21 protein-coding genes are annotated in these 22,017 nt (G+C 67.1%); 8 read left to right on the top strand and 13 right to left on the bottom strand.

All coding sequences use genetic code 11. From position 1 onward, the window contains the following. Both AN216_RS13880 and pgfA read right to left on the bottom strand, forming a co-directional pair. Window positions 1-1,383 (bottom strand): glycosyltransferase family 4 protein, encoded by a 1,383-nt coding sequence (locus AN216_RS13880; protein WP_079166573.1) that lies wholly within the window; start codon window positions 1,381-1,383, stop codon window positions 1-3. 242 nt (window positions 1,384-1,625) lie between these two features. Further along, a complete protein-coding gene (gene pgfA, locus AN216_RS13875; protein ID WP_070196990.1) occupies window positions 1,626-2,591 on the bottom strand; it encodes a cell envelope lipid trafficking protein PgfA in 966 nt (321 codons plus the stop codon). Between the two features lie 672 nt (window positions 2,592-3,263). Between pgfA and AN216_RS13870 the strand changes: the two genes are divergently transcribed. Together AN216_RS13870 and AN216_RS13865 are read left to right on the top strand one after the other, a co-directional pair. Then, a complete protein-coding gene (locus tag AN216_RS13870; RefSeq protein ID WP_244502457.1) occupies window positions 3,264-4,475 on the top strand; it encodes a PucR-like N-terminal domain-containing protein in 1,212 nt (403 codons plus the stop codon). 192 nt (window positions 4,476-4,667) lie between these two features. Beyond that, window positions 4,668-5,693 (top strand): zinc-dependent alcohol dehydrogenase, encoded by a 1,026-nt coding sequence (locus AN216_RS13865; RefSeq protein WP_070196988.1) that lies wholly within the window; start codon window positions 4,668-4,670, stop codon window positions 5,691-5,693. A 131-nt stretch (window positions 5,694-5,824) separates the two neighbouring features. Here AN216_RS13865 and AN216_RS13860 read toward each other — a convergent pair whose 3' ends face one another. Together AN216_RS13860 and AN216_RS13855 are read right to left on the bottom strand one after the other, a co-directional pair. Continuing rightward, complete coding sequence (locus AN216_RS13860) at window positions 5,825-6,253, bottom strand: organic hydroperoxide resistance protein (protein WP_070196987.1); 429 nt, start codon at window positions 6,251-6,253, stop codon at window positions 5,825-5,827. Between the two features lie 167 nt (window positions 6,254-6,420). Further along, complete coding sequence (locus AN216_RS13855; protein ID WP_070196986.1) at window positions 6,421-7,452, bottom strand: NADP-dependent oxidoreductase; 1,032 nt, start codon at window positions 7,450-7,452, stop codon at window positions 6,421-6,423. A 70-nt stretch (window positions 7,453-7,522) separates the two neighbouring features. On the opposite strand from AN216_RS13855, the gene AN216_RS13850 reads away from it, so the two are divergent. Then, on the top strand, window positions 7,523-7,987 hold the full coding sequence (locus tag AN216_RS13850) for a MarR family winged helix-turn-helix transcriptional regulator (RefSeq protein ID WP_070196985.1): 465 nt from the start codon (window positions 7,523-7,525) through the stop codon (window positions 7,985-7,987). Here the strand turns inward: AN216_RS13850 and AN216_RS13845 are convergent. After that, entirely contained in the window at window positions 7,984-8,907 is a 924-nt protein-coding gene (locus AN216_RS13845) for an SGNH/GDSL hydrolase family protein (RefSeq protein ID WP_079166627.1), read from the bottom strand. The two genes, AN216_RS13850 and AN216_RS13845, sit on opposite strands and share 4 nt — an antisense overlap. 314 nt (window positions 8,908-9,221) lie before the next feature. On the opposite strand from AN216_RS13845, the gene AN216_RS13840 reads away from it, so the two are divergent. Continuing rightward, window positions 9,222-9,716 (top strand): DUF3145 domain-containing protein, encoded by a 495-nt coding sequence (locus AN216_RS13840; protein ID WP_070196984.1) that lies wholly within the window; start codon window positions 9,222-9,224, stop codon window positions 9,714-9,716. Between the two features lie 146 nt (window positions 9,717-9,862). On the opposite strand, the gene AN216_RS13835 is transcribed toward AN216_RS13840, so the two are convergent. From AN216_RS13835 to AN216_RS13815, 5 genes are all read right to left on the bottom strand, one after another. Continuing rightward, window positions 9,863-11,146, bottom strand: coding sequence for a beta-ketoacyl-[acyl-carrier-protein] synthase family protein (locus AN216_RS13835; protein WP_070196983.1), 1,284 nt, complete (start codon window positions 11,144-11,146; stop codon window positions 9,863-9,865). A gap of 71 nt (window positions 11,147-11,217) precedes the next feature. Continuing rightward, on the bottom strand, window positions 11,218-11,466 hold the full coding sequence (locus tag AN216_RS13830) for an acyl carrier protein (protein ID WP_070196982.1): 249 nt from the start codon (window positions 11,464-11,466) through the stop codon (window positions 11,218-11,220). 88 nt (window positions 11,467-11,554) lie between these two features. Next, complete coding sequence (locus AN216_RS13825; protein WP_070196981.1) at window positions 11,555-12,559, bottom strand: ketoacyl-ACP synthase III; 1,005 nt, start codon at window positions 12,557-12,559, stop codon at window positions 11,555-11,557. A gap of 6 nt (window positions 12,560-12,565) precedes the next feature. After that, complete coding sequence (locus AN216_RS13820; RefSeq protein WP_070196980.1) at window positions 12,566-13,510, bottom strand: ACP S-malonyltransferase; 945 nt, start codon at window positions 13,508-13,510, stop codon at window positions 12,566-12,568. 99 nt (window positions 13,511-13,609) lie between these two features. Beyond that, the gene (locus tag AN216_RS13815; RefSeq protein WP_107401984.1) at window positions 13,610-14,818 is read right to left on the bottom strand and encodes a PucR family transcriptional regulator; all 1,209 of its coding nucleotides are present in this window, start codon (window positions 14,816-14,818) and stop codon (window positions 13,610-13,612) included. Window positions 14,819-14,878: 60 nt separating this feature from the next. On the opposite strand from AN216_RS13815, the gene AN216_RS13810 reads away from it, so the two are divergent. Continuing rightward, window positions 14,879-15,598, top strand: a complete 720-nt coding sequence (locus AN216_RS13810) for a pirin family protein (protein WP_070196978.1) — start codon at window positions 14,879-14,881, stop codon at window positions 15,596-15,598. A 191-nt stretch (window positions 15,599-15,789) separates the two neighbouring features. Then, window positions 15,790-16,611: a serine hydrolase domain-containing protein gene (locus tag AN216_RS13805; protein ID WP_070196977.1), complete on the top strand. Its 822-nt coding sequence runs from the start codon at window positions 15,790-15,792 to the stop codon at window positions 16,609-16,611. 33 nt (window positions 16,612-16,644) lie between these two features. Here the strand turns inward: AN216_RS13805 and AN216_RS13800 are convergent, their stop codons facing one another. The 3 genes from AN216_RS13800 to AN216_RS13790 all read right to left on the bottom strand — a co-directional run bounded on the left by AN216_RS13800 (window position 16,645) and on the right by AN216_RS13790 (window position 19,598). Then, the gene (locus AN216_RS13800) at window positions 16,645-17,553 is read right to left on the bottom strand and encodes a DUF4429 domain-containing protein (RefSeq protein WP_070196976.1); all 909 of its coding nucleotides are present in this window, start codon (window positions 17,551-17,553) and stop codon (window positions 16,645-16,647) included. A 56-nt stretch (window positions 17,554-17,609) separates the two neighbouring features. After that, a complete protein-coding gene (locus tag AN216_RS13795; protein ID WP_079166571.1) occupies window positions 17,610-18,848 on the bottom strand; it encodes an alpha/beta hydrolase in 1,239 nt (412 codons plus the stop codon). Between the two features lie 69 nt (window positions 18,849-18,917). Further along, the gene (locus AN216_RS13790) at window positions 18,918-19,598 is read right to left on the bottom strand and encodes a TetR family transcriptional regulator (RefSeq protein WP_338059247.1); all 681 of its coding nucleotides are present in this window, start codon (window positions 19,596-19,598) and stop codon (window positions 18,918-18,920) included. A gap of 107 nt (window positions 19,599-19,705) precedes the next feature. Here AN216_RS13790 and AN216_RS13785 point away from each other — a divergent pair, with 107 nt between their 5' ends. Both AN216_RS13785 and AN216_RS13780 read left to right on the top strand, forming a co-directional pair. Continuing rightward, window positions 19,706-21,316, top strand: a complete 1,611-nt coding sequence (locus AN216_RS13785; RefSeq protein WP_070196973.1) for an MFS transporter — start codon at window positions 19,706-19,708, stop codon at window positions 21,314-21,316. A gap of 268 nt (window positions 21,317-21,584) precedes the next feature. After that, window positions 21,585-22,013 (top strand): peptidase inhibitor family I36 protein, encoded by a 429-nt coding sequence (locus AN216_RS13780; RefSeq protein ID WP_079166626.1) that lies wholly within the window; start codon window positions 21,585-21,587, stop codon window positions 22,011-22,013. Window positions 22,014-22,017 lie beyond the last annotated feature (4 nt).

Genomic DNA, 22,017 nt, shown 5'->3' with positions numbered 1-22,017 from the left:
TCACCCCTGCCGCTCGCGCGCGGAGACCGCGCGCCGCGGCCGTCCGGGGTGCGCCGGTGCTTGGGAACTCGAGGTCCGCTGGACACGGGAGTTGCCGGAGCCCGTGGACGGGGCGGCGTACGGTGCGGCACGCTGCTGGGGCGCGCGCTGGCCGGGCCCGACCGCTCCTGGCACGGGGCCGTCGGCACGGACGTACGCCTCGGCGGCGACCGTGCGGAAACCCTGCACGGTGTTGGCCCAACGGAAGCGTCTCGCGCGTAGTTCGGCGGCCTCGCCCAGTGCCGTACGCCGCTCGGCGGACAGCGCCAGGGAGCACCAGTGCGCGGCGAACGAACTCTCTCCCCGGGCCAGCAGGCCCGTGGCCCCGACCTCGACCGAGTCGCGTAGTCCCGGTATGTCGAAACCCACGCACGGCGTGCCACGGGCGGCGGCCTCGGTCACCACCAGACCCCAGCCCTCGACCATCGAGGGGTGCAGCAGCAACCAGGACTCGCAGAGCAGCCGGTGCTTCTCCGCCTCGCTGACCAGCCCCGTGAAGGTGACGTCCGGACCGGCCATCGCCTCCAGACGGTCGCGCTCCGGACCGTCCCCGACGATCACGAGCCGGCCTCCCGTGACCGGACGGACACGCTCCCAGAGGCGAAGGAGCAGGTCGATGCGCTTGTACTCGACGAGTCTGCCCATGGCGAGGAACAGCGGCTCGCGGGACTTCGGCAACAGCGGCCCCGGTTCCGCCACGCCGTTGTGGACGATGCGGATGTCCTCCCTAGGCACCCCGAGCGCCGCCAGTGCCTCGGCGGTGGAACCGGAGACGGCGATCTTCAGGTTGCGTCGGTGGTTGCTCGCCAGTGCCCAGTGCTCGAGGCGCCGGCCCAACCGGGCGGCGGGAGCGGGATACCGCATGCCCCACAGATCCGTGTGCACATGGTTGACCAGGCACAGCGTAGGGCCGTGGTGCCACAACGGCGCGAGATAGGGCATCCCGTTGGAGACCTCGACCAGCAGGTCGCAGTCACCGACCTGGCGGGCGAAGGCGCGCCGGGCGCGTAGGAAGTGGTCGGCGTCCCCACCAGCCGAGACGACCCGGTAGTCCCGGTACGCCGCCGGCCCGCCGCACAACAGCGTCACCTCGTGGCCGTGGGCGGTCAGTCCGTCCGCGATCCGGTCGATGAGCAGTTCGGAGCCACCGGCCGCCGGGTTGTCCAGGTCCCGGCGCGCCAGGAACACGATGCGCTTCGGCGGTTCCGGCGTCGCGGCCGTGCCCAGCGCCGCGGACGCTCCCGCGGACGGGCCCGGCGGCAGCGTGGGTCGGGGCGCGGCGGTGGCCCTGCCGTTCGGGGCGGTGCGAGGGGTGACCCCGAAGGGTCGCACGTACTGGGGCATCAGCGCTCCAACTCGGCTCGGAGGTGGACGGACTCGTACCAGAGGTGTGGTGCCTGGGTGCTCGTGCCGGGGGTGCTCGTACACGGGCTTGCTGCTGGAACGGGGAGTGCGCGGCTCGTACACGGCGTCCGGGGCGGGATGCGCTGTGGAAGGCTCAGTGTTCGCTTCGAGGCACGGGACGTGCTACTCACCCAGGTGACAATTTCCACGGCCGGCGGAGCCGTGCTTCATCACATCGCGCTCTACGGAGCCCGGTGCTCGGCCTGTCGTCCCCGGCCACGGAGCACCAGGACGGCTCCGGTGACGGCCAGCACACCGCCGCTCGCCGCGCCCGCGACCGGCACCGTTTCGCCGACCAGCTGCAGCTTCCGGCTGTCGGCGGAGGCCAGCTCGACCTGTTCGTCCCGGGTCTTCTCGGTGAACTCGAGCTTGTCACTTTGCAGCAGGGTGACCTTGTCCCGTTCGCCTCCGGGAGCCCGCAACACCATCTTGGGCGCGATGCTGACCGTGAGAATGCGCCCGGTACGTTCGTCCACGACGATGTTGATCTTCTCGTTGGAGTACCACTCCTCGGCGTTGACCTGACCGCGGTCAGGCTCGTCCACGAGACGTCCCGGAACCTGTCGAGTGCCGACCTTGACCTGCTCGTCCACGGAACCGGTGAAGCGCAGACCGGAGTAGCCGTCGACCTCCGCCCGCCCCTTGTAGCGCAGTGGCACGGTGTCTCCGAGGGTGCTGTCCCACCAGGTGTACGTGCGCTCTTCCATGTCGAAGGGGAACTTCAGATAGGCGTCGCCCCCGAAGCGTTTCGGTGACTCGCCGCAACAGTGCACGGCCTTGTTCGTGGCCCGGTCGGTCACCCAGCGCTCGGTAGTCCACTGGAACGCCTTGCGCGGATCGTTGAGCTTGACGGTCTTGGGGTTGTCGATGGTCTGGGACACGTCCCAGATGGCGACTCCGTGCTTCTCGCTGGCCTGGACGTTTCCCAGCACACGGCGTGTGACGGTGAGTTCCTGGCCGCTCTTGGTCCGTAGCGCTTCCTGGTCGAAGTACTTCCCGGTGCCGGTCAGCACGGTCGTCGAGTTGATGTCGATGGGCGTGCGCTTGGCGCGGGGCTCGACGTACCAGGCCAGCATCGGTGCGAGAACCAGCAGAAACACGCCGAACCCCAACAGGGTCAGCGACAACGGTGAGGTGGAACGGCGCATAGTGGGTTTCTCCCGGGGTCAGGCGATGCTGCGAGGAAAAGTGCGCGTTCGGAGAAGAAGCCGTGCAGACTCCGTTGCGACCTGTGGGGGCTTCGTATGAGCCGGAAACGTAGGCGACGTCTTGACACGACGTCAATGCTTCTTTGACACTCGAGTAACTTATTGGCAGGCCCTGGGGCGGGGCCGGTGCGCATTCACGTCAGAGAGGTTTGCCGCGCCATGCACAGACTCCTCGCAGCCGCCCTGACCTGCGTCGTAGCCGCTGCTCTCGCAGTGGGCGCAGCTCTCGGCATCGTGGCCGCCCTGAACTCCACGCCGGAACAGCCCAATGTCCCGCTGGTGCACTTCGGCTCGTCCTCCGCTGACGCGGAGACCTCCCCGCCAGCGTCTCCGGGGCCCTCTGCCAGTGGTTCCGACGCCGCGGAACCGACCGACGGAAGCCCGAGTGGAGTCGGCTCCGATGGACCCGGCGGCTCCGAAGATGCGAACAGTTCTGGCGAACCGGGTGGTCCTTCGCCCGAGTCACCTGACACGTCCGCTCCATCCGATGCCTCCGCCGGCCCGGACGCGGTAGCGAGTGAGAAGGCGCCGTCCCGGAGCGCGGAGGCCCCCTCGACCGAATCCGGGGACTGACCTGTGACGTCCGCCACGGCACGTTCAGCCTGGCAGGATGTGCCGCCACTTCGGGTGCGGCAGTTCGCGGAACGCGCGCTCGCCGAGGTGCCGACACTGGCTGAGGACATCCTCGGCGAGATTCAACGCGAGTATCCGCAACTTCCGCTCGTGCTCGGGGACAACGGTGAGCCCCTGGCCCTACTCGGAATCCGACGCGCGCTCGAGCACTTCGTGGAGCACCTGGACAAGGGTTTGGACACGCCACGAGTGCCCTCCCAGGTCTTCCAGGGGTTCGGCCGCGGTGAGGTGCTGCAGGGCCGTAGTCTCGACTCGCTACAGGCCATCTACCGGATGGGCATCCGGATGTCCTGGCGGCGGCTCGCGGCCATCGGCATCCAGATGGAGATCCCGGCTCCGGCCATGTACGAGTTGGCGGACGTGGGTTTCGAGTTCCTGGACGGACTGGTCGCGGAGTCCGTGCGCGGCTACGCCGAAGCCGCCGCGCGACGGGCCGGCGAACGGCTCCGACTGCAGCGCCGACTGCTTGAGTTGATGCTCTCCGAACCCCAGAGATCCGCGGCGGAGGTCGCGGAACTGCTCGCCGACCGTGCCGCGCGTATCGGCTGGACTGTGCCGCACACCGTCCAGGTGGCGGTGCTTCTGCGGCCCGCACGCTCCGCCGTGGCGCCCGCCGTCGGGGACGAGGTGTTGTTGGACATGGAGTGCGACCAGCCGCGCATGGTCATTCCCGATCCCGACACTGCTGGTCGGGCGGAGTTGGTGCGCAGAGCGACCGCTGGGTGGTCGGGGGCCATCGGGCCGCAGGTGCCGGTCGCCGGGGCGGTGAAGTCCTTGCACTGGGCACAGAACGCCGTGGGGATGATGGAACGTGGGCTACTGCCCAGCGGAGAGTTGTTGCACTGCACGGAACACACCGAGGCGCTCGTCCTGCTTCCGCCTGAGGAACTGATCAGCGACCTGGCCAGGCGCCGACTCGCGCCACTCGACTCGTGCGGCCCCGGGCACCGTATCCGACTGGCGGAAACGCTGCTCGCCTGGCTGGAGACCAGGGGCGGCGCGCCGGAAGTGGCACGACGGCTGGGAGTGCACCCGCAGACCGTTCGCTACAGGTTGCGACAGATCCGGGAACTGTGGGGGAGAGAGATCGACGACCCGGACAGTCGCTTCGAACTCGAGTTGGCGCTGCGATCCATGCGTCTGCGAGGAGAGTTCGGTGGGGGAGCACGGCACACCAGCGGTCCGCCCTGAACCTCAGGGCGGAGGGAGGTCTGCCGGTGGCACAGGGCTGTTCATGCCCTCTCTGCTTTCCCGCGCGGCACGCCGAATCCGGGTTCGTACCGAAACCGCTTCCGAGCGGCACAATCTCTGCGGGCCCGACCGCCCCCGGCGGGCCGCTGGAGAAGACGGGCCCAGGCGGTCCAGGAACAAGGCAGGTTTGACGTGACCGTGACCGCCCGTGCCATCGTCCTTGACAAGCCCGGTACACACCGCTTGGTCAGGGGGCCAGCAGCGGAGCCGGGTGCTGGTGACGTGCGGATCTCGGTGCGTGCCGTCGGACTCTGCGCCAGCGATCGGGAGGTCTACGACGGGACGAGGGCGCTCGGCTATGTCCGTTATCCCGTGGTCCCCGGGCACGAGTGGTCCGGCACCGTCGATCGAGTGGGGGAGGGTGTGGACCCCGAACTTGTCGGGCGCAAGGCCGTCGCCGAGGGTATCCGCGCCTGCCACAGCTGCGAGCGGTGTCGGGAGGGGGCGACGAACCTGTGTGAGAGCGGCTACGACGAGATGGGCTTCACTCGACCTGGGGCCATGGCTGATCACCTGATCGTCCCGGTCACCTCCCTGCATACGCTGGACGACAAGGCCGATCTACGAGCAGCGGCCCTGCTGGAACCGGCAGCTGTCAGTGCCGCAGCGGTGATGAGGGCGGAGCCTCGCCCCGGGGACCGGGTCGCCGTGTTGGGCGCGGGAACTCTCGGACTGCTCACTGTGCAGTTGCTGCAGGCGTACTCGCCGGTGGAGCTGACCGTGATCGATCCGCGAGTACGGCGTGCCGAACACGCGCTGACGATGGGGGCGACCCAGGCTGCCGGGCACGCGGAGACCGGAGTCCTCAGAGGCAGGTTCGATCTTGTGCTCGAGACGGCTGGCGCCCCTGGCAGTGCGCAGGATGCCTGTCGTCTGACCCGTCGAGGCGGGCGCACGGTGATTACCGGCATGTTCGAGCCTGGCGCGCAGGGAATTGACCCCGTTCACCTGGCGGTCAGCCAGCTGACCGTGCACGCCGTATTCGGGGCGCCGTCACGGGCGTGGTCGTATGCCCTAAGAGCCTTCGCCGCCGGGCTGCTTGACCCGGCACCACTGATCACTCATGAATTTCCCCTGACCGCCTTCGACGAGGCGATTGACCTTGTCGAAAGCGTGGCTCCGGAAGTGGGAAAGGTTCTGGTCTGCCCCCCGGCGTAGTCCCTTGCACCGCACTCATTGCCTGGGATCGCAGAGCACCGCATGCCGCGTGCAGCAGTGCAGCGCTCGGCCGCAACCCTCCTGCCCTGGCCAGTGCGGGGCAGGGCAGGAGAGCGGCTGCCGCCCGACGGTCAGGCGACGTCGAGGGTGACCTCGATGTTGCCGCGTGTGGCGTTCGAATAAGGGCAGACCTGGTGCGCCTTCTCGACTAGGTCCCTTGCGGTTGCCTGGTCCACATGCGGGATGTGGGCGGAAAGCGCCACGGTGAGGCCGAAGCCCCCTTCCGGAACGCTTCCGATGCCCACCTTGGCGGTCACGGTGGAGCCGGATATGTCCGCGCCCTCCTTACGGGCGACAACGCCGAGGGCCCCCTGAAAGCAGGCGCTGTAGCCAGCTGCGAACAGTTGCTCCGGATTCGTGCCAGCACCGCTACCGCCCATCTCGGCAGGCGGGTTGACGACGACGTCCAGTTTGGCGTCATCAGTGGCTACTCGGCCGTCGCGGCCGTTCTCCGCTGTGGCGACCGCGGTGTACTTGACCTCGACCGGCTGGATGGACATGAAGATCCTCCTGTACGGATACGTGGGACAGGGGTCCGCGCCCTTACCCCGCTGTCCGGTGACAACACTACGACTGGCCGGGTGGATGCCCTCAAGCAGGTCGTCACCGACGAGGACTGAGGAAGGCAGTCACGAAGACCGAACAGCGCGAAAGAGCTGGCAGGGTGTCACTCGTTTAGGCGGACGACCATCTTTCCGGTGTTCTCGCCCTTCAGGACACCGAGGAAGGCATCGAGGGTGTTCTCGATACCCTCCACGACCGTCTCGCGATACTTCAGCTCTCCGGAACGCATCCACCCTGAGACCTCCTCGGTGAACTGCGGCATCAGATCGCTGTGATCCATGACGATCATTCCCTGGAGTCGCAGACGCTTGCCGATGATCAGGGAGAGATTCCGGGGCGCGGGTGGCGGCTCAGTGGCGTTGTATTGCGCGATCATGCCGCAGACGGTGACTCTTCCGTGCAGCTTGAGTGCGTGGAGTGCGGCTTCGAGGTGGTCGCCGCCGACATTGTCGAAGTAGACGTCAATGCCATCCGGAGCTGCTTCACGGAGCTGTTCGGTGACTCGGCCGTGTTTGTAGTTGAAGGCCGCGTCAAAGCCATACTCCTCAGTGAGTTGTCGGACCTTCTCGTCGGAGCCGGCGCTACCGATCACCCGGGAGGCGCCCTTGAGGCGGGCGATCTGGCCGACCTCGCTACCCACCGCGCCCGCGGCGCCGGATACGAAGAGGGCCTCATCCGCGCGGAACGACGCCACTTCCAACAAGCCTGCGTAGGCCGTGAGGCCAGGCATCCCGAGCACGCCGAGGTACGTACTGAGCGGAGCGAGATCCTCGGAGACGCGCACGGCGTGCCGCGCTTCGAGTGTGGCGAACTCGCGCCAGCCGAGCTGATGGAGGACGTGTTCCCCCGGCTCGTACTGGGCCGACTCGGAGGCAACCACGACGCCGACGGCCCCGCCATCCATCGGACGGTCCAACTGGAACGGCGGAACATACGACTTGACGTCGTCCATCCTGCCGCGCATGTAGGGGTCCACGGAGAGATACAGGTTGCGCACCACGATCTGGCCTGGTTCCGGTGCGGCGACCGGAGCCTCACGAAGGGAGAACAGGTGGGGGTTCGGCCAGCCGTCCGGGCGGGCGGTCAGGTGCCACTCACGACTGGTTTGGGGCAGCGTCACGGTGCAGTCCTCCATTGCTTAAGGTGCTTAAACAACCATGCGCCTATATATTTCATGTTGTCAAGCAATTGGTTATCCTGGCTGCATGACACCGACACCGGCTCGTTCCGACCCGCTCACGCACGAGGTCGTCGAGCTCATAGGCTCCGTGGTGGCGCGATACCACGAGGAGTACGAACTGGCCGCCGCAGAGCACGCGCTGACAGGTGCGCAGGCGCGCGTTCTGACGCTGCTGACCCGGGAGCCGACGCCGATGCGTCAGATCGCTCGCCAGTTGAAGTGCGAACCGTCAAACGTCACCGGCATCGTGGACCGGCTCGAAGCTCGGGGCCTGGTCGAGCGCCGTCCGGATCCGGGCGACCGCCGGATCAAGGTGGCCGCCGCCACGGAGCGGGGACGAGCCACGGCCGCTTACCTACGCGAGGGGCTGGACTTCGCCCGTGAACCGCTGGCCGGACTCACTCAGCTGGAGCGGTCGATGCTGCGTGACCTGCTCCAGCGCATGCTGGGGGAGGAGCCGGGCGCGCCCGAGCCGGGAGAGACCTCCTAGGAGCCCGCTGGAGCGGTGACGTGCCGATACGCCAGCTCGGCCAGGACGCGTTGGCCCTTCTTGCTCGGGTGGAACCAGTCCCACTTGCTCAACTCGTCACCGTTGAAGTCGTAGTCGAAGACGGCCCCGTCGTCGTAGCGGCAACGAAGGTCCTCCGCACAGACCTTCTCAAGCACCTGGTTGTACTGGGTCACGCGCTCCCTGACCGTGTTCCTGCGCTCGACCGCCGCCTGACTCATCGAGCTGGCGTCTCGGAGCATCGACGGGCATATACCGAGTTTCCACACCTGTCGGCCCAAACCGTTCTTCCGCCCCACGGACCAGAGCCGTTTCAGGTCCGGGACGCTGACCACGTACACCTGCGTCCCGGGCTGGGTACGACGCAGTGTGCGGAGGGCCTTGGTGAAGTCCGTGCGGAAGTCCGTCACCTCGGTCATCTCGTCCGCCGTGTCCTGACAGGCGTCGTTCCCGCCGGACATCACGGTCACCATGTCCGGATCGTGTTTCGCCGCCGCCCGCATCTGCTCAGGCAGGTCGGACATCCGCGAACCACTGCGGGCGAGATTCCAGCTGTGTTGATCAGGTTTGTCGAGAAGCCGCTCCGCGAGGCTGTTGGTGGCGGGGTCACTGCCCGTCGCCCAGGAGACCTCGGGACAGTCGGAGAGCACCGAACAGGCGTCGAAGCCGCGGGTGATGGAGTCGCCGACGGCTGCGATGGAGTCCGGTCGCGTATCCCATACGGGAGTGGGCGAGGGGGATCGCGAATCAGGCGCGCGTCGGGCGTCCGGTCGCTGGTCCTCATTCTCTGCCGGCTCGCTCGTACACGCACCCAGCGTGAGGGCGCCGGTCAGGAACAGCGCCACTCCCCTGACCGTTGCACTTCGGATACCTCCTACGCCGTTACGCGCGGCCCTCCGCATCAGTTCCCCCAATGTGCGTTCCTGCGGTCTCCGGCATTATGCCGGTCCGACGGTGCGTCACGTGCCGTACCTCGACGCACGGTAGCTTTGCCGCGCGTGAGAGCCAGGGCAGCGGTGGCGATCAGAAGTTACTTGACGTCACTTCATGTCCCATTCCGCGAAGATTGACCGCGATGGTGTTTACTGTTCGTGACCTCGGGAGCTGTTAGACACGTGCGAGATGGTGCAGAATGTCAGGCGCTGAGCCGGCACGTGACCGGCAGGTACCCGAGGCCGCTGGGAAAGGCGAACCTCGAACCGCACTGGAGGTCCCGGTGACGACACGTGGAGTCCTGTTCGTGCACTCAGCGCCGCGTGCGCTGTGTCCGCATGTCGAGTGGGCCGTGGCAGGCGTTCTCGGTAGCCGCGTCAGCCTCGACTGGATCAGACAGCCGGCGTCTCCGGGGACTTGGCGCGCGGAGTTCTCCTGGCAGGGGGACGCTGGTATCGCCTCCAAACTCGCCTCCGCTCTGCGCGGCTGGCGCCTCCTGCGCTTCGAGGTCACCGCTGATCCCAGCGCCGCGGCGGAAGGGGAGCGGTACAGCTCCACTCCGGAGCTGGGTATCTTCCACGCCGTAACGGGCGCGCATGGGGACATCCTTGTCCCGGAGGACCGACTCCGAGCAGCCGCGGACCGTGCTTCGCGTGGTGAGAGCAGTCTTGAGGCGGAGATCTCCAGACTGCTCGGTCGGCCTTGGGACGAGGAACTGGAGCCGTTCCGGTACGCAGGCGAAGGGGCACCGGTGCGGTGGCTGCACCAGGTCGTCTGAGCGTGGCCAGCCGAAAGAAGAGGCAGCTCGGCCGTTCCGTAGGAGACGCCCGGCCGTGCCGCCCAACTGCTCCGACCCGGTGAGCCGGGCTCCGGGACGTCGCCCGTCTTGAGCCGGCTGCACCGGCACCGCGGCCGGTACCACTCTCAGACCGTGCGGAAAGCCAACACCAGGTTGTGGCCGCCGAAGCCGAACGAGTTGTTGAGGGCCGCGATCCTGCCCTCCGGGAGTGGGCGAGCGCTGTCGCGGACGATGTCCCCCTCCGCTTCCGGGTCCAGCCGTACGATGTTGATGCTCGGTGGCGCCGTACGGTGGTACAGCGCTTGTACGGTCGCCACGGACTCGATGCCGCCCGCGCCTCCGAGCAGGTGCCCCGTCATCGACTTGGTGGCGGAGACCGCCATGTGATCGAGGTCGTCTCCGAAGACCTTGCGCATCGACTTGAGTTCACCGATATCCCCCAGTGGGGTGGACGTCGCGTGCGCATTGACATGGGCGACCTCGGCTGGTTTGAGGTCCGAGTCGTCCAGCAGGTTCTGCAGCGCGTGGGCGATGCCGTTGCCGCTCGGTTCGGGCTGGGTGATGTGGTGGCTGTCAGCGGAGACACCCTGACCGACCGCCTCCGCGTAGACCCGGGCGCCTCGCGCGGCCGCGTGTTCGGCGGACTCCAGCACGACCACTCCGGCACCCTCACCCAGGACGAAACCGTTGCGGTCCACGTCGTAGGGACGAGAAGCGCCCTCCGGGTCGGCGTTGTTCTTGGACAGCGCCATCATGTTGCCGAAGGCGGCGATCGGCAGCGGATGGATCGCGGCCTCGGTACCTCCCGCCAGCACCACGTCAGCTCGTCCGGAGCGAATCATCTCCGCAGCGTAGCCAATAGCCTCACAGCCCGAGGCGCAAGCGCTGACCGGGGTGTGCACGCCGGCGCGAGCGTTGACCATGAGGCCGACGTTCGCGGACGGGCCGTTCGGCATCAGCATCGGTACGGTGTGCGGGGAGACGCGGCGCACGCCCTTCTCTCGCAGCACGTCGTACTGGTCGAGCAGCGTGGTCACACCGCCGATTCCCGAGGCGACGACGGTGCCCAACCGCTCCGGGTCCACGGCGGGGCCGGACTTTCCATCGGGAGTCACCTCGCCGGCCTTGCCGAGGAACCCGGCATCCTCCCAGGCCTCACTCGCAGCAACCAGCGCGAACTGCGCCGACCTGTCAAGCTTCCGAGCCTGTGGCCGTGGAAGGCGCTCGGTGGGGTCGACCGCGGCGCGCGCGGCGATCCGTACGGGCAGCTCGGCCGCCCAGTCGTCCTCGATCAGACTGACGCCGGAGCGACCGGCGAGCAGTCCTTCCCAGGTCGACGTGCTGTCGCCGCCCAGCGGTGTGGTTGCGCCGATACCGGTGACGACCACGGTGTGAGGGGTCGTGTTCATCGGGATACTCTCTCCACGGTTGAGTTCGCGGTGGCGAGTCGACGCCACCGCTGGGCTGCGACAGTCCGGGCTCAGCCCTGGTGGTCGAGGACGTACTTCGCGGCGTCACCGACGGTCTGCAGGTTCTTCACGTCGTCGTCCGGGATCTTCACGTTGAAGCGCTCCTCGGCCGCGACGACAACCTCGACCATCGACAGCGAGTCCACGTCCAGGTCGTCAGTGAAGGACTTCTCCTCCTTGACGTCCTCGGTGGGGATGCCGGCGATCTCGTTCACGATCTCGGCGAGCCCGGTGATGATCTCTTCCTTCGTGGCGGCCATGACGGCGGCTCCTTCTGAGTTGTTCTGACTCTGCTGTGGTGTTGCGCTGGTGCTGCACACGTTCACGGGATCATGAGCGTGATCTTGCCTAGGGGAGGGTAACCACGGTGGACGCGTAGACCAGGCCCGCCCCGAAGCCGATGACGAGGGCGGTGTCACCGCTCCTCGCCTGCCCGGTCGCCAACAGCCGCTCCATCGCGAGCGGGATGGAGGCGGCCGAGGTGTTGCCGGTGGTTTCCACGTCGCGGGCTACGGTGACGTGTTCCGGCAGTTTGAGTGTCTTCACCATCGAGTCGATGATCCGCATGTTGGCCTGGTGCGGAATGAAGACGTCAAGTTCATCCGGGGCGACGCCCGCGGCGTCCAGGGCTTCCTGAGCGACCCTGGCCATCTCGTAGACCGCCCAGCGAAAGACGGTCTGGCCCTCCTGGCGCAGCGCGGGAAACTTCTCCACCCGGTGCTCGCGATACGCCTCCCACGAGACGGTCTGCGAGATGACGTCCGCCTTGTCCCCTTCACTGCCCCAACGGGTTGGGCCGATCCCTGGTTCCGTGGCTGGCCCCACCACGACCGCGCCGGCGCCGTCGCCGAACAGGAAGGCGGTGGAACGGTCCGAGAGGTCGGTTAGATCCGACAGCCGCTCCACCCCCACGACCAGGACGTAGTCCGCGCTGCCCTCGACGACCAAGCTCTTGGCGATGGTGAGGCCGTACCCGAAGCCGGCGCAGGCGGCGGAGATGTCGAAGGCCGCCGCCGTACCCGCACCCAGTCGATGGGCGATCTCCGTGGCGATCGCCGGGGTTTGCTTGAAGTGGGAGACCGTGGAGATGATCACGGTGCCGATCTGGTCGGCCGTAAGCCCCGCATCGGCGATCGCCTTGCCGCTCGCCTCAAGCGTCATCTCGGCCACGGTCTCGTCCGGGCCGGCCCAGTGGCGGGTGACAATGCCCGAACGGGAGCGAATCCACTCGTCCGAGGAATCGATGTGCTGGAGGATCTCCTCGTTCGGCACCACGCGTGTTGGGCGGTAGCCGCCGACACCGTGGATGCGTGCGTACGGAGAACCCTTGGCAGGCCGAATCTTCGCGGTCATGATCTGTCAGACTCCCTGTTCGGCCGACTCAGCGTGCTCGGCCACGAGTGCCCGCGCCTTGTCGAGGTCAGCGGGTGACTTGAGCGCCAGCGTCCGTACACCGGACATGGCGCGCTTCGCCAAACCGGTCAGCGTGCCACCCGGGCAGACCTCGATCACCGTGCTGGCCTCCCGATTCTGAAAGGTCTCCATGCACAGATCCCAACGGACCGGACTGGCCACCTGACCGATGAGTCGCTCCGCCACCTCCGCACCCGAGCTGACGACCTCGCCATCCCGGTTGGAGACGAAGGGGATGACCGGATTCCGGGTGGTGACCTCCTTGATCGCGGTCTCCAGATCCGCCACCGCGGGTGCCATGTGCTCCGTGTGAAAGGCGCCCGCGACCTTCAGGGGACGCACCCGCGCCTCGGGAGGCTTGTCGTCGTTCAACGCGGCCAGCTGTTCCAGCGTACCGGCCGCGACGATCTGACCGGCGCCGTTCACGTTGGCCGCGGTGAGTCCGAGCTTCGCCAGATGCTCCGTCACCGTCTCCGAGTCTCCGCCAAGGACCGCGGACATGCCGGTTCCGCTGGCGGCTGCGGCCTTCGCCATCGCTCGGCCACGAGTGCGTACGAGGGACATGGCGGCCTCGGCGGACAGCACACCGGCGGTGACGCTGGCCGGCAGCTCGCCGACGCTGTGTCCCGCGGTGAGCCCGACGATCTGTGTCGGCTCGTGGTCCTCGAGCAGAGCGGTCGTGGATACCAGGGCGGACGCCACCAGCAACGGTTGCGCCACCGCGGTGTCCACGATCTCCTCGGCAGTGCCCTCGGTGCCGTAGTAGATCAGGTCCAGGTCGATGGCCTCGGACCACTCCCGGATTCGATCGGCGACACCGGGGAGGTCGAGCCACGGAGTGAGGAAACCCGGCTTCTGAGCGCCTTGGCCGGGAGCGACGAGTACGAGCACTCTCACACCCTCTCTCGTTGGCACGGGGAACTGCCCGTGGGAACCGATACGAAGAACCGTCGCTGGAATTGTCGTCCTTCAACAAAAGCCGCGAGTCGTCTAGTGCTGCGCCCTGTCGTCCGCCAGCCGCCCCAGGATCAGCGCGACACGCAGAGTGAATGCCGAGCGTACATCGGAAGGCAGCCAACCCGTGACGTCTGTCACACGTCGCAGCCGGTAGCGGACGGTATTGGGGTGGACGAACAGCATCCGTGCCGCGCCTTCGAGGCTGGTGGCCTGCTCCAGGTAGACACTCAGCGTTTCCAGTAGCGCAGCGCCCGCGGATTCAAGTGGTCTGTAGATCTCCTCCACCAACAGATCCCGGGCGGCCGGGTCGCCGGCCATGGCACGCTCCGGCAGAAGATCATCCGCGAGTACGGGGCGCGGCGCGTCCGGCCAGGCGGCACACGCTCGCAAGCCGGCCGCCGCCGCCTGTGCCGAGCGGGTGGCCGAGACGAGATCACCGACGACTGGCCCAGCCACCACCGGACCGGGCGCGTACGGCCCGATCAGCGACTTGGCAGCCTGCAGCGGATTGTCGGAGCCGCCAGCGACCACTACCAGCCGACTGCCCAACACACCGGTCAGGACCTGGAGTTTCGCTTGCCGGGCGGCTCGCCGAATGGCTTCCACGGTCAGTTCGCTGTCGCCATCCGGCGCCGTACCCAGCACCACGGCCACATGCTCGGGCGAACCCCACCCGAGAGCGGCCGCCCTGGACAGCGCACCGTCGTCGGCCTCGCCGGAGACCACGGCGTTGACCACAAGTGACTCCAGCCTTGCGTCCCACGCCCCGCGCGCTTCGGCTGCCTGTGCGTACACCTGCGCGGTGGCGAAAGCGATCTCGCGCGCGTAGACGAGCAGCGCCTCGCGCAGCACTGACTCATCGCCCGGAGCGGCGACTTCGTCGATGGCCGTCTCGACCACCTCGATCGTCGTACGCACCATCTCCACCGTCTGACGGAGAGTGATCGCCCGGGTGAGCTCCCGCGGTGCCGTACCGAACACGTCAGTGCTGATCGCCTGAGGCGTCTCCGGGCGGCGGAACCACTCGGTGAACGCGGCGATGCCGGCCTGCGCGACCAGTCCGATCCAGGAGCGGTTCTCCGGCGGCATCGCGCGATACCACGGCAACTGCTCATCCATGCGTGCGATCGCTGCTGCGGCGAGCTTGCCGGAGGACTGTTCCAGACGCCTGAGCGTGGCCTGGTGCGGGTGATCCGGTGGTGGACCGGCGGCCGGTTCTTCGGGATCTGTGGGTACGGGCACCTGTCCAGCCTGCCTCATCGGACAGTGAAGGAGATATGGGGGCGGGCTACGCTTGACGGCATGCTCCAGTTGTGGCGTGCTGCCGAGAGGTACCGGGGCGGGGACGTCGAGGCTGGGATCGACACCCGTCACGCTTTCTCCTTCGCGGGTTTCTACGACCCGGCTAACGTGCGTTTCGGGCCACTGGTCGCGTGTAACGAGGAGCGGTTGGCCGTCGGCGCCGGCTTCCCCCGGCACCGCCACCGGGACATCGAAATCGTGACCTGGGTGACTGCGGGCCTGCTCGCACACGAGGATCCACACGGCCGGGTGACCCACGTACGCCCCGGAGACCTTCAGCGGCTCAGCGCGGGCACGGACGGCGTGGTGCACGCCGAACGCAACGCGGGCACCGACCCACTGCGCTTCGTGCAGATGTGGCTGCTTCCCGAGGCTGAGTGCGGTGACGGGCGAGGCGTCGAACGGGATGCTCGGGAACCCGAGTACGAGTTGGTGCGGGGTATCGCGGACAGCACTCCGTACGCCATGCCGCGCACCGACGCGACCCTGCATGTCCGGCGGCTATCCGCTGGAGGGAGGACGGCGTTGCCGTGTTCCGCCCGGGTCTACGTGCACGTGGTGCGCGGGCTCGTGCGGGTGGCGGGAGAGACGCTGGAAGCCGGGGACGCCGCCCGAATCGCCGGCCCGCTGGGAGACGGAGCCGCGTACCTTGCCGTACCGGGTGACTCCGAGGCCGAGCTGCTCGTGTGGGAGATGGGGACGGAGCCCGCGTACGGCTGAGGACGGGTGGGGCCGTGGCGCAGACGGGCCCCAGCCGTCCTCGGAAGCGCACCTCCTGGGAAGCTCTCACGCACATCTCGACCTTGCGGTTCAACGCCGTGAGAGTCTCCTGGAGTTCCGTGATTCGCGGTCGTACGTCTCGGTCGCGAGGAAGAGCGGAGGCAAGAAGCAGCCGCGTTAGGCTTCCCACCATGGAGAACGCACTGCGGATGATCGAGAGCTGGCCGGTTCCGACCGCGGCAGCGGCTGTTGTACGGCGGGACGGGAGCGTCGTCGGGCGCTGCGGACCGACGGAGAGGCGGTTCGATCTGGCCTCGGTCACCAAGCCGCTGGCCGCGTACGCCGCCCTGGTCGCTGTCGAGGAAGGTGCGGTGGAGTTGGCGGAGCCTGCCGGGCCGGCCGGCGCCACCGTCCGTCATCTGCTGGCACACGCCTCGGGGCTTGCGTTCGACGAGAACGTGGCGATGGCGCCGCCGGGTGACCGGCGGATCTACTCGAACGCGGGGTTCGAAGTTCTGGGTGAGCACATCGCCGCCGCCACCGGCATACCCTTCCCCACCTACGTGCGGGAGGCGGTGTTGGAGCCGCTGGGTATGAGCGCGAGTGAGGTGTCCGGGTCACCGGCGAAGGACGGTGCCTCCACGGTCGAGGACTTCTTGCGCTTCCTGGCGGAACTGCAGGCGCCCCGGCTGCTGGACCCGGAGACTCTTCGGGAGGCGACCACAGTGGTCTATCCCGGACTGAAGGGCGTGCTTCCGGGATACGGGCATCAGGCGCCGAACGACTGGGGCCTCGGATACGAGATCCGCGATGCCAAGTCGCCACACTGGACGGGTACTTCATCCTCATCAAGAACATTTGGGCATTTCGGGCAGTCCGGCACGTTTGTCTGGGTTGATCCGGAAGCTGGAGCTGCCTGTGTGGCTCTGACCGACCGGGCGTTCGGGCCATGGGCGTCCGAGGTGTGGCCGCTGTTTACGGATGCGGTCCTCAAGGCCCTCCCAGCGAGCTGAGATGGTCGCTGGCCCTCGCGAGGGCATGCCGCGTCAGAGCTCCGCGAGCAGCTCCGCCTTCTTCTGGGTGAACTCCTCATCGGTCAGCAGACCGGACTCGTGCAGCTCGCCGAGGTGCCGGATGCGGTCCGCGATGTCCGCCGGGTCGGCGCGCAGTTGTCGTGGCAGCGACCCGTGAGGCGTGGACCCGGCCGGTTCCAGGGCCATCACGGGCTCGGCTGCCCGTACGGCCGCGAGGACTGACGCGGCGAACGGCAGAGACTCGTAAACGAGTCCGTAACCGAGCCCGAAGACCACCGAAGCCGGGTCCTGATCCGCGTTTATCGGGGGTGTGTCGCCTCCCGGGGAAGAACCGTCACTGCTGTGCGGGCGGAGCCGTAGGTGGCCGTTCAGCCCCTCTGGTGAGCGCCACTCGACGCCCTCCAACTCATCGACTGTGAAGGACTGGTCACCCGCCCGCCACTTCGCTGAGGAGGCGCCGGTCCAGAACCATCGGAAGGTGATGGTCTGACCGTCGAAGGAAGCCTTGCCGTCGTACGCCTTGAAGCTCAAGGGAGCGGGCGGAGCCGCCACCATGTGGCGCTCAGCGGGTTCGTCGGCCTCCGGGCCGAGTACGGAGCACAATTCCGTGGCGTAGTAGTCCGCCAACAGCTGGCGTTCGACCGGCAGCACCAGTCGATACGGGTCGCTGCCCTCCTTGAGTTGACCCGCGGCGGCTTCGAGTAGTGGATCGGCGCCCTCACGCGGTACCGCACGCAGAACCACCGTGCCGCGTTTTCCTCCTGGTGCCAGTTCGACAGCGCTCAGCGCCTCGTACGGAATCCGCCGCTCCGCGAGCACGTGGAACAGCTTCGGTGTGCGAATCCCCCGTTCGAAGCGGATGAGCACCGAGTCCGTGTCGAACTCCCAGGTGGAGTGAATTCCAGCCAGTACGTCACCCATGTGGGCCATCGTAAGCGGCGGTTGCCCGTGCGTCCCCCTCCACAACAGTATGCGGCTCAGCCATTTCTCGAGGCACAGTCCGGGTCATCCAGGGCACAGCGGACATGTGGCGACTCGCCTGCGCCGATGGCGGAGAGGTTGGTGAGACTGCGGGTGCCCGGAACGAAGTAGCCGGCGTGCCCCGCCGCGCCTTTCGCGGATACTTCCCGGGCACCGAAGCCGGCATCGACCGGGTCGGTTCCGTGGCCCAGTCCGGCGAACCGCAGGTGCGGAACACTCGAGATCCAGTCCTCGCTGTTCCGCATGGCCCAGATCCGGGCTTCCGTGCGCAGCGCGTTCGTGCTGGTCGTCCCCATGCCAGGGCTACCCGCGACGGCGATGTCCGTGACCCGACGAGGCAGTCGGTCCGCTGCGGCTCCGCAGGTCACCGAACCGTAGCTGTGGCACAGCAAGGCGACTCGACCGGAGCTGGGGAGATCGCCTGTCACGAAATCGATGAGCTGTGTCGCCCCCTCCTCAGCACGTGCCGAGGAGGCGGCTTCAATACCCAGGCCATCCGGAGCGTTGTAGCCGGCCCAGGCCACGGTCGCCGTACGCACCTCTGGAGTCATCGCTCGCTGCTTGGCATGGACCGCCCGGGCCATGCCGACGGGCGCGGCGTACTCGCGGTTGGAACGCTCGAAGGTCAGCAGCTCGGTGCCGATTCCGGGAACGATCACAGACACTCGTTCGGCATGGGAGAGGTCACCGAAGACCTCCGCGGCCTTTCCCCGACCGGTCGGATCGAAGGCGAGGATCTGCCGACCGTCCTTGAGCAAAGCGCTCAACCGATCAGCGCGTCGCTCGGCGACGTGCTGAGCGTCCGCGGTCAGGCGGGGTTTGTCAGCTTGCCTCTGCGCCATGTCGCGGGCGTCGCGGATCGCCTTGTGGTTGGCGCGGTAGCGAAGCTGAACTGGTGCGCCGTCCGTGTTGCCCACGATGAGCGGATGACGGTCAGCGAGTCGATGGCGCTGTGCCGTGGTGAGCGTACTGAAGAACCTCTCGAGTGCTTTGGGGGAGGAGTTCGTGTCGGGGAGCTTCCGGCCGGCGATGCTTCCTTTGTGCCAGCGGGCCAGAGCGGCTTCCCGGGAGTCCCGTCCGGAGTCGTTCCCGGTGGCTGGCCAACCGGTGGTGGTCAGGAGAACCAGTACCAGGAGGAGGGTGAGGAGCGCGCGTCCGGGAGCGGTGTACGGGACCTCAGCGGCGGGGAAGGCCACCCTGGACGATCGGGAACTGAGTACGGGAAAGGAAGTCACTGGGGCGACACACTAGATGCTGTGCCCCCGTGAGACCGTGGCCGAGCCGAGCCCCGTGAACCATTTCACCTACTGCCTTGTGTCACTGTGTGATTGAGTGTCGGACGGACCGTCACCGTGTGATTCGCCGTTGCTCCAGTTCTCGTCCAGAGCCGGTCCCATGAGATCGAGGTATTTCTCGATCGTGATCTTCATGGCTCGGAGCGTGATGTCCTCTGTCATCGCCCATTGCCGTCCCGCTGACCGCATCACCCCGGAGAACTGTGCGACAAGCACGCGGGGACGCAGGTCGGTGGTCGTATCGATGCCTTCACGGGTGGCGATCACCGAGGTCAGACGGTCCTCCATCTCCGCCGAACGCCACATGTGTGCGGCGAGCAAGGCGGGTGTGGTTTCGATGAGCCGCCACATCCGCATGTGAATGTTCATTGGGACGACTTTGTGAACGGACTCCGCGGCACCGGTCCATGTCGATGTCAGGGCGTTGCGCAGGGCCTGAGCCGGTGACTCCTGACTCGGCCGGTTGAGGGCCGCGACGCAGAATCGCGTCTCCACCTCGTCCTGTAGGGCGAACGCGACGGCCTCCTTGCTGGAGAAGTAGCGGAAGAACGTCCGCTGTGAGACATCCACCACATCGGTGATCTCATCGATCGTAGTCTCGTCGTATCCCCGAGTGACGAACAGTTCGTGCGACGCCCTGATCAGGGCGTCCCGGGTGCGCTGCTTCTTGCGCTCACGGAGGCCAGTCACCGTCAGTTACCTCCTGTCGCCTGTGCACACCGCTATTGAGTTGCGTGACACTTACCGACTCATTTATGGGTTTGTCAATTGTCAGTCGCTGTCATTAATCTTCTCGCATGACTACCCAGACCCCCGTCGCGGATGTACCGGAGCCTCCGCATCCTCAGACGACAAAGCCGGGGAATGGTCGCGGCCTGCGCGGCCATCCATGGCTGACCCTGCTTACGGTGGCGCTGGGCGTCACCATGGTGGCGCTCGACGGCACCATCGTGGCTGTCGCGAACCCCGAGATTCAGAAGGACCTGGGCGCCAGCCTCGCGGATGTCCAGTGGATCACGAACGGCTATCTCCTCGCTCTCGCCGTAGCGTTGATCACGGCAGGAAAGATCGGTGACCGCTTCGGGCATCGACAGACCTTCCTGATCGGCGTGGTTGGCTTCGCGGTGGCTTCCGCTGTCATCGGGTTCGGCGGCAGTGTGTCCATGGTGATCACCTTCCGGGTGCTGCAGGGGCTGTTCGGCGCGCTGCTCATGCCGGCTGCACTGGGACTGCTGCGCGCGTCGTTCCCAGCCGAGAAGCTCAACCAGGCGATCGGCATCTGGGGCGCCGTCATCGGCGCTTCCACAGCCGCTGGCCCCATCGTGGGTGGCCTGCTGGTGGAGCACATCAACTGGGAGTCGGTGTTCTTCATCAACGTCCCGGTCGGGGCACTCGCACTGGTGATGGGTGTCTTCCTCCTGAAGGACCATCGGGCGGAGAAGGCACCGCGATCCTTCGACATCCCGGGCATCGCGCTGTTGTCCAGCGCGATGTTCTGCCTGGTGTGGTCGCTGATCAAGGCGCCGGAGTGGGGTTGGACGGATGGTGGGACGATCGCCTTCCTGGTGGTCTCCCTGGCCTGCTTCATCCTGTTCGTGCTCTGGGAGAAGAAGGCCAGCGAGCCGCTGCTCCCACTGTCGATGTTCCGTTCCGTGGCACTGTCGGCAGGGACGGTGCTGATGGTCCTGATGGCCTTCGGTTTCATGGGCGGGATCTTCTTCGTGACGTTCTACCTGCAGAACGTCCACGGCATGTCGCCGGTAGAGAGTGGAATGCATCTGCTGCCGCTCACCGGGATGATGATCGTTTCCTCGCCGCTGGCGGGGGCGCTCATCACCAAGGTGGGGCCGCGTGGTCCCTTGGTCATCGCCATGTTGTTCGTAGCTGTTGCCATGTTCGGCATGTCGACCTTGGAGCCGGACACCGGCACGTTCGTCACTTCGTTGTGGTTCGCGGTCCTGGGGCTTGGACTCGGCCCGGTGATGGTGGGCGCCACCGAGGTGATCGTCGGTAACGCGCCGCTCGAGCACGCAGGTGTCGCTGGCGGCTTGCAGCAGGCGGGCATGCAGGTGGGCGGCAGCCTCGGCACGGCCGTCCTGGGCGCGATGATGGCGTCCCGAGTGGACACGGCTCTTCCGGAGAAGTGGTCCGAGAAGCAGCTTCCACCGCTTCCAGAGGACAAGGCCGAGCAGCTCAAGGGCGCTGCGGAAGTGGGAATGGCTCCCCCCGCGCCGAAGGGAACACCTGAGGCTGTCGCCAAGGCGATAACGGATGTGATCCACAGTTCGTTCATCTCCGGTCTGGGGCTGGCGTTCGTTTGTGCCGGGATCGTGGCCGTCCTGGCGGCGGGTGTGGCCGTCTTCACCAAGAGTGGGCAGAACAACACGGGGCCCACAGTGCACATCTGACGAAGCGGGCACAGAACGCGACGTCTGCGGCGGAGGCATCGGGGCGTAGATCCCCGGTACCTCCGCCGCGTTGTGCTCGAGGGCCCGAGGACAATACGCGTGGTGCCGGAAGATGGCTCAGGCCTGTGGACAACTCACGGGTTGTGGAAAACTTCGCCATCTCTCCCAGTGAACGCAGCCAGTTACTCTTGGCAATCGCGAGCTCGTGCCAAATGGTTGATCACGAACCCGGGCGAACGTCGTCCGGCCGTCTTCCGGAGTGATCACCATGACCAGCGGTCTTCTGTTTCGTTTCCGCAGTCCAGTGGGTGTTGCCGCGTTGACGACCGCTGTGCTCGCCGCAGCGGTCGTCACGGGGAACCTCGCGCTTCCAGGCCAGGCCACCGCCCAAGCTCAACCTCGGGCGGTGGGTACGGAACTCGGCGACTGCGACGCCGGGAAGGTGTGCCTGTGGGCCAAGCCCAGCTTCGAGGGGAAACGCCTGACCTACGAACTGGCCAAGGCCGGCACGGAGAGTTGCGTGCGGTTGCCTGGCGGATTCGCCGCCGATGCGTACGCGAACCGCACGGGCCGCCCCGTCACGACCTACCAAAGCGCCGAGTGCGCCACCACCGGCGAGTTCGACACCCATCCGGGCGGCTCCTGGACACCCGAATCCGGTTACCAGGTCCGGGCGTTCAAGATCTGGGAGCACTGATGCG

The sequence above is a fragment of the Streptomyces oceani genome (genome assembly GCF_001751245.1).
Classification (GTDB): domain Bacteria; phylum Actinomycetota; class Actinomycetes; order Streptomycetales; family Streptomycetaceae; genus Streptomyces; species Streptomyces oceani.
This window is presented reverse-complemented; position numbering and strand designations above follow the sequence as displayed.

What these genes read in the sequence shown, in the direction of transcription:
- AN216_RS13780 (WP_079166626.1), top strand. Translation starts at nt 21,585, where the DNA reads ATGACCAGCGGTCTTCTGTTTCGTTTCCGCAGTCCAGTGGGTGTTGCC.
- AN216_RS13800 (WP_070196976.1), bottom strand. Translation starts at nt 17,553, where the DNA reads ATGGGTGACGTACTGGCTGGAATTCACTCCACCTGGGAGTTCGACACG.
- AN216_RS13835 (WP_070196983.1), bottom strand. Translation starts at nt 11,146, where the DNA reads ATGAACACGACCCCTCACACCGTGGTCGTCACCGGTATCGGCGCAACC.
- AN216_RS13810 (WP_070196978.1), top strand. Translation starts at nt 14,879, where the DNA reads ATGCTCCAGTTGTGGCGTGCTGCCGAGAGGTACCGGGGCGGGGACGTC.
- AN216_RS13845 (WP_079166627.1), bottom strand. Translation starts at nt 8,907, where the DNA reads ATGCGGAGGGCCGCGCGTAACGGCGTAGGAGGTATCCGAAGTGCAACG.
- AN216_RS13880 (WP_079166573.1), bottom strand. Translation starts at nt 1,383, where the DNA reads ATGCCCCAGTACGTGCGACCCTTCGGGGTCACCCCTCGCACCGCCCCG.
- AN216_RS13785 (WP_070196973.1), top strand. Translation starts at nt 19,706, where the DNA reads ATGACTACCCAGACCCCCGTCGCGGATGTACCGGAGCCTCCGCATCCT.
- AN216_RS13860 (WP_070196987.1), bottom strand. Translation starts at nt 6,253, where the DNA reads ATGTCCATCCAGCCGGTCGAGGTCAAGTACACCGCGGTCGCCACAGCG.
- AN216_RS13825 (WP_070196981.1), bottom strand. Translation starts at nt 12,559, where the DNA reads ATGACCGCGAAGATTCGGCCTGCCAAGGGTTCTCCGTACGCACGCATC.
- AN216_RS13855 (WP_070196986.1), bottom strand. Translation starts at nt 7,452, where the DNA reads ATGGAGGACTGCACCGTGACGCTGCCCCAAACCAGTCGTGAGTGGCAC.
- AN216_RS13805 (WP_070196977.1), top strand. Translation starts at nt 15,790, where the DNA reads ATGGAGAACGCACTGCGGATGATCGAGAGCTGGCCGGTTCCGACCGCG.
- AN216_RS13830 (WP_070196982.1), bottom strand. Translation starts at nt 11,466, where the DNA reads ATGGCCGCCACGAAGGAAGAGATCATCACCGGGCTCGCCGAGATCGTG.
- AN216_RS13850 (WP_070196985.1), top strand. Translation starts at nt 7,523, where the DNA reads ATGACACCGACACCGGCTCGTTCCGACCCGCTCACGCACGAGGTCGTC.
- pgfA (WP_070196990.1), bottom strand. Translation starts at nt 2,591, where the DNA reads ATGCGCCGTTCCACCTCACCGTTGTCGCTGACCCTGTTGGGGTTCGGC.